The organism is Paraburkholderia sp. SIMBA_027, assembly GCF_046535315.1.
Lineage (GTDB): Bacteria > Pseudomonadota > Gammaproteobacteria > Burkholderiales > Burkholderiaceae > Paraburkholderia > Paraburkholderia tropica.
In genome coordinates, this window is record NZ_JAWRWY010000018.1 from 175528 (window position 1) to 184110 (window position 8583).

At 62.9% G+C, this 8583-nt stretch carries 6 protein-coding genes and 1 tRNA gene; 3 read left to right on the forward strand and 4 right to left on the reverse strand.

What is annotated here, in order from left to right; all coding sequences use genetic code 11:
* Nucleotides 1-95: 95 nt before the first annotated feature.
* The 3 genes from selA to SB764_RS30140 all read left to right on the forward strand — a co-directional run bounded on the left by selA (nucleotide 96) and on the right by SB764_RS30140 (nucleotide 3567).
* Nucleotides 96-1517, forward strand: coding sequence for an L-seryl-tRNA(Sec) selenium transferase (selA, locus tag SB764_RS30130; RefSeq protein WP_410865886.1), 1422 nt, complete (start codon nucleotides 96-98; stop codon nucleotides 1515-1517).
* Nucleotides 1514-3427: a selenocysteine-specific translation elongation factor gene (gene selB / locus SB764_RS30135; protein WP_110328383.1), complete on the forward strand. Its 1914-nt coding sequence runs from the start codon at nucleotides 1514-1516 to the stop codon at nucleotides 3425-3427. Before selA ends, selB begins: the two co-directional genes overlap by 4 nt.
* A gap of 44 nt (nucleotides 3428-3471) precedes the next feature.
* Nucleotides 3472-3567 (forward strand) — tRNA-Sec (locus SB764_RS30140).
* A gap of 1033 nt (nucleotides 3568-4600) precedes the next feature.
* On the opposite strand, the gene SB764_RS30145 is transcribed toward SB764_RS30140, so the two are convergent.
* From SB764_RS30145 to SB764_RS30160, 4 genes are all read right to left on the reverse strand, one after another.
* Nucleotides 4601-5263 carry an NAD(P)-dependent oxidoreductase gene (locus SB764_RS30145; protein ID WP_410865875.1) on the reverse strand — a complete coding sequence of 221 codons (663 nt, stop codon included), beginning with the start codon at nucleotides 5261-5263 and terminating at the stop codon, nucleotides 4601-4603.
* Nucleotides 5264-5331: 68 nt separating this feature from the next.
* The gene (locus tag SB764_RS30150) at nucleotides 5332-6105 is read right to left on the reverse strand and encodes an enoyl-CoA hydratase-related protein (protein WP_410865876.1); all 774 of its coding nucleotides are present in this window, start codon (nucleotides 6103-6105) and stop codon (nucleotides 5332-5334) included.
* Between the two features lie 38 nt (nucleotides 6106-6143).
* A complete protein-coding gene (locus SB764_RS30155) occupies nucleotides 6144-7256 on the reverse strand; it encodes an alkene reductase (protein ID WP_410865877.1) in 1113 nt (370 codons plus the stop codon).
* Between the two features lie 66 nt (nucleotides 7257-7322).
* Nucleotides 7323-7901, reverse strand: coding sequence for a TetR family transcriptional regulator C-terminal domain-containing protein (locus tag SB764_RS30160; RefSeq protein ID WP_074986639.1), 579 nt, complete (start codon nucleotides 7899-7901; stop codon nucleotides 7323-7325).
* Nucleotides 7902-8583: the final 682 nt, after the last annotated feature.

An 8583-nucleotide genomic window follows, 5' to 3' on the forward strand; every position in this document is an offset into this window, starting at 1 on the left:
CCATGAGCGAAACGGAACTGCAACACGGGGCTTCGTCCGACAAGTCCGACGAGTCCGGCGAGTCCGGCACGACCGATGCGCGCGCGCTCAACGCGATGCTCGCGCAGATGCCCGCGGTGGAACGCGTGATCGCGTCTGAAGACGCGCAACCGCTGATCGTCGAATACGGGCGCACGCAGGTGCTCGCGGCGATACGCGCGACCCTCGACGGCTGGCGGCGCGAAGCGCAGGCGGGCACCTTGAAACCCGACGCGAACGCCAGCGCCGACGCCGCGCCGTTTTCCATCGCCCGCGTGATCGACGCCGCTTCGATCACCTTGCAGGCGCGCGCACAAAGCGCGCTGCGCGCCGTGTTCAATCTCACCGGCACCGTGCTCCACACGAATCTGGGCCGCGCGTTATTGCCCGACGAAGCGGTGCGCGCCGTCGTGCAGGCGCTCACGCAACCCGCGAATCTGGAATTCGATCTGGCGACCGGCAAGCGCGGCGATCGCGACGATCTGATCGACGAACTCATCTGCGAACTCACGGGCGCGGAAGCGGCGACCGTCGTCAACAACAATGCGGCGGCGGTGCTGCTGTCGCTCTCGGCGTTGGCCGCGCGCAAGGATGTGATCGTCTCGCGCGGCGAACTCGTGGAGATTGGCGGCGCGTTTCGCATTCCCGACATCATGAGCCGCGCGGGCGCGCGTCTGCGCGAAGTCGGCACGACCAATCGCACGCATCTGAAAGACTACGAGGCTGCGATCAGCGAACGCACCGCACTGCTGATGAAAGTTCATTGCAGCAACTATGCGATCAGCGGCTTCACGAAGACCGTCGAACTCGACGAACTCGCGCCGCTCGCGCGTCAGCATGGTTTGCCCGTGGCGGTCGATCTCGGCAGCGGCACGCTCGCGGACCTCACGCAATGGGGCCTGCCCGCCGAACCCACGGTGCGCGAAACCGTGGAAGCGGGCGCGGATCTCGTGACCTTCAGCGGCGACAAATTGCTCGGCGGACCGCAGGCCGGTTTGATCGTCGGGCGCAAGGAACTCATCGCGAAGATCAAGAAGCATCCGCTCAAGCGCGCGCTGCGCGTGGGCAAGCTCACGCTCGCCGCGCTCGAACCCGTGCTGCGGCTTTATCGCGCGCCCGAACTGCTGCGCGAACGGCTCACCACGCTGCGTCTGCTCACGCGTCCCGCGCAGGAGATGCACGACGCCGCCACGCGCGCATTGCCTGCTTTGCAGCGCGCGCTCGGCGACGGCTACACGGCCAATATCGAACCGATGTTCAGCCAGATCGGCAGCGGCGCATTGCCCGTCGATCTGCTGCCGAGCAGCGGCTTCGCGATTCGCCACGCGGGCAAGGGCGGCAGCGGGCGCGCGTTGCTCAAGCTGGAGCGCGCGTTGCGCGCGCTGCCGCGTCCCGTGATCGGCCGCATTGCCGACGACGCCTTGCGTCTCGATCTGCGCTGCGTCGAAGGCGCGGACGAAGCGGCCTTCATCGCGCAATTCGCGGAGTTGCGCCTGTGATCGTCGGGACAGCAGGGCATATCGATCACGGCAAGACCACGCTCGTACGCGCGCTGACCGGCGTCGACACGGACCGCCTTAAAGAAGAGAAGGCGCGCGGCATTTCGATCGAACTCGGCTATGCGTACACGCCGCTCGCGAACGGCGACGTGCTCGGTTTCATCGACGTGCCGGGCCACGAAAAACTCGTGCATACGATGGCGGCGGGCGCGTGCGGTATCGACTTCGCCCTGCTCGTGATTGCTGCCGACGACGGCGTGATGCCGCAAACGCGCGAGCATCTGGCGATTCTGCAATTGCTGGGCGTCACGCACGGTGCGATCGCGTTGACCAAAACCGATCGCGTGGACGCCGCGCGGCTCGCGCAAGTGCGCGCGGAAATCGACGCGTGGCTCGCGCCGGGCGTATTGGCGGGCGCGCCGTGCTTCGAAACGAACGCGACGCAGCCCGGCGACGCGGGTGTCGCGCAACTCGATGCGTTCCTGCGTGAGCGCGCGACCGCGTGGCAGGCGCGCCGCGACGACGGCCTGTTCCGGCTGGCCGTCGATCGCGTGTTCACGTTGACGGGGCAGGGCACGGTGGTGACCGGCACGGTGTTCGCGGGACGCGTGCAGACCGGCGACGCCATGCTGCTCGCGCCCGCCGGCGAAACGGTGCGCGTGCGCAGCATCCACGCGCAAAACCGCGCCGCCGACACCGGACGCGCGGGCGAGCGTTGCGCGCTCAATCTCGCGGGCATCGACAAGGCGCAGATCGCGCGCGGCGACTGGATCGTCGACGCGCGGCTTGCGCAAACGGCGACGCGTCTCGACGTCGAACTGCATCTGCTCGTCGATGCGGGCATCACGCTCACGCACTGGTCGCCGCTGCACGTCCATTTGGGGACGACGCATCGCGTCGCCAACGTCGCGCTGCTCGACGGCGATGCGCTGGGCGCGGGCGAAACGGCGCGCGTGCAACTCGTGTTCGACGCGCCGCTGCATGCGCTGCCGGGCGACCGTTTTATCGTGCGCAATGCGCAGGCGAGCCGCACGGTGGGCGGCGGGCGCGTGCTCGATCCGTTCGGTCCGTCGCGGCGCAGACGCACGCCGGAGCGTCGCGCGTGGCTCGACGCGTTGCGCGTGTGGCTCGACGAAGGACGCATCGATGCGCTGATTGCCGAAGCGCCGCGCGGTCTCGCGTTCGCGACGCTCACGCAGCTAACCGGACAGGCCGCCGATACGCTCGCGTTGCCCGCGGATGCTGTGACGATCGCCGCGCAAGGACGCACCGAGGAAGCGGTCGTGCTCGCGCGCGATCACTGGACGCGTCTCGCGGCGCGCATCGTCGAGGTGCTGGGCGATTTTCATGCGCGCTCGCCCGACGAGCAGGGGCCGGACGCGTCGCGCTTGCGGCGCATGGCGGCGCCGCTGGTCAGCGATACGGTCTGGCGCGCGGCGGTGGATGCGCTCGTCGACGAAGGACGTATCGCGAGAAGCGGGCCGTGGCTGCATCTGCCTTCGCATGCGGTGACGCTGGATGCGCAGGAGGAAGCCTTGGCCGCGCGCCTCATGCCCTTGATCGCGCTAGGCCGCTACGATCCGCCGTGGGTGCGCGATCTGGCGAAAGACGTGCAGGAATCCGAAGAAAAGGTGCGCGCGCTGTTGCGGAAATTGGCGCGGCTGGGCAGGCTTTATCAGATTGTGCGTGATCTGTTTTACGATCAGGATGTCGTGCATGAGCTTGCGCGTCTGGTGGCAAAGCTCGCTCAGGAGCAGGGCGTGGGCGCGGCCGCGTTTCGCGATGCGTCGGGTCTTGGGAGAAAACGCGCGATTCAGATTCTGGAGTTCTTCGATCGCGTTGGATATACTCGTTTCCAGCGCGAACTGCATGTGTTGAGACCCGATAGCCGTATGCATGAATGGCTGTGAAATATGGTCAAAGGGCGATGACATTGGCAGGTTGAGTGGTCACAGGAAGGCAATCGCATCGGGTGGTGCGGCCGGGCTTCAAACCCGGTTGGGGACGTCAGCCGTTCCCGGGATGGTTCGACTCCATCTGCTTTCCGCCAGTTTTTTTGGGTCGCGTGAGAATCGCGCTGCTGCTGAACAGGGCGGCGATCTTCTTCTTTCATATCACATGGTATGGGTACGCGCGCCGTGCGGCTGAGCGCGACCCATCTCTGCAATTCACCGACGGCGTGCCGCTCTGTCTCTTCTTGCACGGAAGAGGTCATGCGCGTCGTCAATCACGACCGAGCTAATTCGAAACGCGACGCCTTGCTGTCCTCGGTGGCCGGTTTCCGGCCGTACCTTCGCCCGCATATCGATGGGGGATCTACTTGACGCGGACTAGGTCTGCTGCACAATGAAGCAGATCCCGCTCCACAGCTTTGGCGTTATCGCGGCTCTCGCGTCCGCGTTGTTGTCATTAAATTCGCCTCTTTCCTACCGGTTTCCGAGCAAGTGTATCAAGCGATAGATAAGCTCTGACCCGTGCCCGGCGTGCTGACTTCAAATCGAACACGCGATGTCGACCCGAAGCGGACAGCGCGCCTTCCACGAGGCGGCCACTCGTCATGATAGGCTAAGGTGCCTACATGGCGAATCTGTAATAGACACCTACGACCGGAGCAAATGGCTGACAGCGTATCCAAAATGGCACGACCTGGTGGGACGTTGCCAATCACGCGAAAAGAATGAGCCTATTTTTTGTTCATCATTCTGATATCCGTCGCAGGCTTCATCACCTTCCTTTGGCTGAGACGTTCCTCGAAGTTCTGGCAAAGCTACGGCAAAACTTCGCATGTTTTGGACGGGGCTATGAGCGGCGCCTCATGGCCGACTTGCGCCCGACGATCAAGCGTGGCGCTCGCCGTGGGCGCGGCCTTTCATGCGAAACCCCGAGCCGGCTTCGTGGCCTGCAAAGCTGAGCGGCAGGTATACGTTGGCAAGCGGTCCACATCGGTTCATTCAACTGCCCGCGGCTTCATGAAAGCCGCGAGACGAGAGGTTTCATTTGCCGACCTGCCACGCAGAGCCAGCAGAATCGCCGACACCCGCAGACTAAGATCGTCGGCAAATAGATTGGCATGTAAGGCCGCGCTAGTAACCGACGGTGAAGCGCGCGCAGCGGTTTTGCGGCTGCTCAAGTTCGTCGACTACTGCAACCGCATAATCTTCAAACGAGACGTGGCTCTTGCCGTCCGCGTCGCGGATCAGATCGTCCTTGCCCAGCCTGAATTTTCCGGTGCGTTCGCCCGGCTGGATCAGGATCGGCGGGCTGAAATAGGTCCAGTCGATCGTCGATGCACGCAGCGCGGCGAATGCCTTCACATGCGAAGTCGCGATCGGCACGTAGGGCGCAGGCCAATGTCCCGATTCGAGCACACGCACGCCCGGCGAGAACTGCAGCGAGCCCGCGCCGCCGACGACGAGCAAACGCGGGATCGCGGCTTGATCGACGGCCGCAATGACACGTTCGGTGACTTCAACCAGCTGATCGGTATAGCTCGTGTCGGTCGTGAAGCGCGGATCGCTGGTCGCGGGACCAAACGCGCTGACGACGGCATCGACGCCCGCAATGATTTGCGCGAGACGCTCGGCATCGCCCAGATCATCGCGGACGACCCGCACGGTTCCCGGAAACGGCTCGGGAAGCTTCGAAGGATTGCGCGCGACGGCCACGACGCTATGGCCGCGTGCGACCAGCTCTGCAAGAATGGTGAGACCGGCGCGACCGGTCGCGGCGAGAAGTGCAATTTTCATGTTCGTTTCCAGATGGATCGGTTGAATGCGGCCGGCAATTGCGCCGCATGATCGTTGGACGTTACGCGTTAGCCCGAGATTTTCGTGAAGTCGGGCTTGCGCTTGTCGGCGAACGCCGCGAAGGCTTCTTTGGCTTCCGCGCTCTTGAGGCGCTTCCTGAAGATGAAGCGCTCGCTGTTGACCTGATCGGTGATCCGGGCCGCGTCGCGCATCAGTCGCTTCATCGCCGTGAGCGAACCGACTGGCTTCGAAGCGAATCGCTCCGCAACGTGTTGCGCTTCCTCACGCAACGTCGCGGCGGGCACCACGCGGTTCGCGACGCCCCATGACACCGCGGTGGCGGCGTCCACCGGATCGCCCAGCGCGAACATCTCGAACGCCTTCACATGGCCGATCGTGAGCGGCAGCAGATAGCTCGACGCCGCTTCGGGAACGAGCGCGAGATTGACGAACGGCGTGATGAGCTGTGCATCGTCGGCGAGCAGCACGTGATCGCAATGGAGCAGCATCGTCGTGCCGATGCCGACCGCCTTGCCGTTCACCGCCGCGACGATCGTGATCGTCGCGTTGGCGAGCGCGCGCACGAAGCGAACGACCTGCAATTCTTCCGGCCCGTTTCCGGCGGATTGCTCGGCAAATTCCGCGAGGTCGTTGCCCGCGGTGAACATGTCGCCGTCTGCCTGAATGAGTACGACGCGAATGGCGTCGTCTTTTTCGGCTTGCGTCAGGGCGTCGGCGAGCGCGCCGTACATATCGTTGGTCAAGGCGTTTTTCTTGTCCGCGCGCGCGATGGTGAGCGTGAGAATGCCCTGCGAAAGTGCCTGTTTTATGTGTTCGACCAATTGCTGTCTCCGATTGCGATGGGCTTGTGGAAGTGCGCTTAAAGCGCGGTTTCGGCGAGTTCCCGATAGTCGGTGTAGCCGTGTTCGGCGCCGCCGTAGAACGTCTTCTGATCGGCTTCGTTCAGGCTCGCGCCACGTTTCAGACGGTCCGGCAGATCGGGGTTCGCGATGAACGGCCGGCCGAACGCGATCAGATCCGCGAGGCCTTCCACGAGCGTGCGCTCCGCGCTTTCGCGCGTGAATCCGCCCGATGCGATCAACGGGCCCTTGAAATACGGGCGGAAAAGCGCGGCAATCGACTTCGGCGTTTCGCGCAGGGTGGCGCTCATGGATGCGGATGCCCAACTTGTCTGCGACTCGATCAGGTGCAGATAGGCGATGCCCCGCTCGGACAACTCGCCAATGACGTATCGATAAAGCGTCTGCGGATCGCTGTCCGCAATGTCACCGACGTTGCAGTACGGGGACAGGCGAACCCCGATTCGTTCGAGCGGCCACACGTCGGCAACAGCATCGATGACCTCGAAAAGCAGGCGCGCGCGATTCTCGATCGATCCGCCGTAGCGGTCCGTGCGGTGGTTGGTCTTGTCTTCGAGAAACTGTTGAAGGAGATAGCCGTTCGCGCCGTGAATCTCCACGCCATCGAAACCCGCGACTTTCGCGTTCTCTGCGGCCTTGCGGAAATCCGCGACGATCGCCGCGATTTCGTTCACGTCGAGCGCATGGGGCGTTTCGTACGGCACGCGCGCAAACGTGCTCGTGAATGCGTTGCCGGCGGGCTGGATGGCGGACGGTGCGACGGGCGGCGAACCATTGCGCTGGAACGACGAATGGGAAATGCGGCCGACGTGCCAAAGCTGGAGAAACATCGCCGCGCCGCGTGCCTTCACGGCCTGCGTGACGCGCTGCCAGGCGACGACCTGATTGTCGGTGATGATGCCGGGCGTCTGCGGATAGCCTTGGCCTTGCTGTGAAATCTGCGTGGCCTCGGCGATAACCAGTCCGCCCTCGCTGGCCCGCTGCCCGTAGTAGGTCGCGGCCAACGGCGACGGCACGCCCTCGGCATCCGCCCGCATACGCGTGAGCGGCGGCATGACGACGCGATGCTTCAGAGGTAACGGACCCAACGCGAAGGGCGCAAACAGTTTCATGTCGAACTCCAATATGACCGGTCGTTTTAGATGGTCTGCAAAAAAAAGCCCGAAGGCTTTTGTGCGTTATTTGAACAGGGTGCTGAAGATGACGCTGGCGAACAGGTCGAGCGGACCGCGATCCTGCTGCACTTTGGCGCGGAGGACCGTGCCTTCCCACGAATTCAGCAGGAACGATGCGATGTCGCGGGCGGAAAGTGCTGGCGGCGTGCGCTTTGCATCGATGGTCTCCTGCACGCAGGCTTCGATCGCGCGGGTCCAGGTTTCGTATAAAGACGCGAGGCGGCTTCGCACCGCTTCATGGTGCGAAGCCAACTCCGTGCTGAAATTGCCGATCAGGCAACCGTAGCGAAAATCCTTATCGGCGATGAAGTCGGCGAGGGCGGCGAAATAGTGGCGCAGACGCTCGACCGGGTCGATGCTGGAATCGGCGAGCACGGCGATCCGGTCCGCGCCGCGTTCCCAGTAAGCGTCCAGCGCGACGAGGGCCAGTGCGTCCTTGCTCTCGAAGTGGTTGTAGAACGAGCCTTTGGGCACGCCCGCCGCACCAGTGATGTCGCCGACCGCCGATCCGTTGAATCCATACAAATGAAGGGTCTGAAGACCGGCTTCAATGATTTCCTGCTTCATGCTCGGACGGGCCATCGATCGTTACTCCTAGGTTGAACGCATAATATGACCGGTCGTCTTGATTTGTCAACAGAGTGTGTAACCGCGCGTGTGCGAGTGGATGACGGAGAACCATTGTGTCCGTCTGCCGATGGTCGCTGACCGCCCCAAGCGACTTAGACGCTCCGTTAGCCAGGTGGCGTGGACTTGGCCGCCCAGGCTAATGCATGCGTCGTGCGAGAAATCGTGGGCCTTTAAAGCCGGGTGGATGATAAGTACCAGGCACGTTGCCTGGCGCGCTGTAATACGGTAGCTGCCCGGGGGGGGGCGTGACTCTATGTCATGTTGTTGCCTACTACCGATTTGCCGCAATTTTTGAAGGCTGACGTAGCCTCGAGAGGGCGCGTAAATTATTTTGCAGATATGCTTGACGCGAGGTCGGATCGCATTCATAATTCGCCTCCTTCGCTGATCGCTGCGAACGAAAACGAAGCGATTGAGACGAAATTGTTCTTTAAAAATTTACAGCCGATAAGTGTGGGCGCTTGATAGGTGATGCGACCTGAGCGGTTCTTCGGAGCCGGTCAGGAGAAGCAAAAGTATCAAGAGTCTCACACTAAAGTAAGTCAGGTTTTTGAAGCAATTCAGATACCTGTCAGCTTTGAGTGAGCGACCGGTTCGAAAGAACCGAAAACAGTAACAGGTTTAAACTGAAGAG